At 61.0% G+C, this 1543-nt stretch carries 1 protein-coding gene and 1 pseudogene; both read left to right on the top strand.

The features are described 5' to 3' along the window. Nucleotides 1-217, top strand: a pseudogene (locus tag V6C16_RS12950) (MBL fold metallo-hydrolase); the annotation flags it as partial. Nucleotides 218-237: 20 nt separating this feature from the next. Then, nucleotides 238-1368, top strand: coding sequence for an aldo/keto reductase (locus V6C16_RS12945; RefSeq protein WP_333536128.1), 1131 nt, complete (start codon nt 238-240; stop codon nt 1366-1368). Nucleotides 1369-1543 lie beyond the last annotated feature (175 nt).

The raw sequence follows: 1543 nt of genomic DNA, 5'->3' as shown, positions 1-1543 counted from the left end.
CGTGCAGTCCGCCGGGGAGCTTGGAGCCAGGGCCATGATGTTGGCGCATTCCGGCCGCTTCGCCATCGCCTCCCACCCCTGGGACGAACCGTTCATCCGGGCTGCGGAAGCCGCCAAAGGCAAGCCTTTTACCCTGCTGACCCCGAAAATCGGCCAGCCGGTCTGGCTGGACGGACGGGAACAGGCGTTCGGCCGCTGGTGGGAAGGCATCAAATAGAACCAAGCACAGGAGCATATATGGAATACAGAACGTTTCCCAAAGGCGGGGAGAGAATAAGCACTGTCGGCATCGGCGGTTCAAAGCTGCATGCCGTGTCACACGAGACCATGAAAACCATGGTTGATTACGCCATCGCGAATGGTATCAACATCATCGACCTGGCCACGGAGACCGCCGAAGTCTTTCCCAAGGTGCGTAAAGCCCTTGCCGGGCGCAGGGACAAGGTGATGCTGGCCCTGCATCTCGGCCTGACCTTTCAGGAAGACGGCCAGTACAAGCGGACGCGCGATCTTGAAGAGGTCAGGCGCGGTTTCGAGAAACAGCTGGCCGATCTGGATACCGACTACGCGGACATCGCCTACATCCACTATGTGGACGATTTCGACGATTACGAGCGGGTCTTCGCGGAGGGCACCTATAATTTCGGCCTGCAGTTGAAGCGCGAGGGCAGGATCAAGAAACTCGGTTTCGCCTCCCACCGGGTGGACGTGGCCAGGAAATTCCTGGAGCAAGGCGATTTCGACCTGTTCATGTTCAGCATCAACCCGGCCTACGACCTCGACCCGGTGGCCAACAACCCGCTGGAAGAGGACTGGAGCGCCATGAATTCCCTGAACGTGGCAGAGGAACGGGTAGCACTCTACCGCCTGGCCGAAAAACTCGGCGTGGGCATCACTGTCATGAAGCCGCTCGGCGCCGGCCGCCTGCTGGACGGCCGCACCTCGCCCTTCGGGCGGGCGCTGACCGTGCCCCAGTGCCTGCAATATTGCCTGGACCGCCCGGCCGTGCTTTCCTGTATGCTCGGCGCGGACTCGGTGGAGAACCTCACTGACTGGATCGCCTATTACGATTCCACCCGCGAAGAGCGCGACTACGCCTTTATCGCGGACCTGCACTTCGAGGAAATGCTCGGCAAATGCGTGTACTGCAACCATTGTCTGCCCTGTCCGGTCAACATCGACATCGCCCGGGTGAACAAGTTCCTGGATCTGGCCCAGGTCGGCGACGAACTGGCTCGGCAGCATTATCTCGCCCTGGAACACAAGGCCGGGGACTGTATCCAGTGCGGCTCCTGCGAGGGCAACTGCCCGTTCCAGGTGCCCGTGCGCGACAAAATGAAAGAAGCCGCCGAACTCTTCGGAGCGTAGGCGCTACCTGAGGATATCTTCTTGCCTTATCAGACTGAAAACAAACTGGCCGCATTGCACGCCCGGCTGGGTGCTCTGGCCCGGGATGGATGGATCGCCGTCGCCTTTTCCGGCGGACTGGACAGCCGCTTTCTCGCCCATGCCGCCAAGCTGGGCGGTCTTCGCCCGTTGCTCC

This window comes from Desulfovibrio sp. 1188_IL3213 (genome assembly GCF_036763145.1).
Taxonomy (GTDB): Bacteria; Desulfobacterota; Desulfovibrionia; order Desulfovibrionales; family Desulfovibrionaceae; genus Desulfovibrio.
The sequence above is the reverse complement of the archived record's forward strand: the minus strand, read 5'-3'. Positions and strand labels throughout refer to the sequence as shown.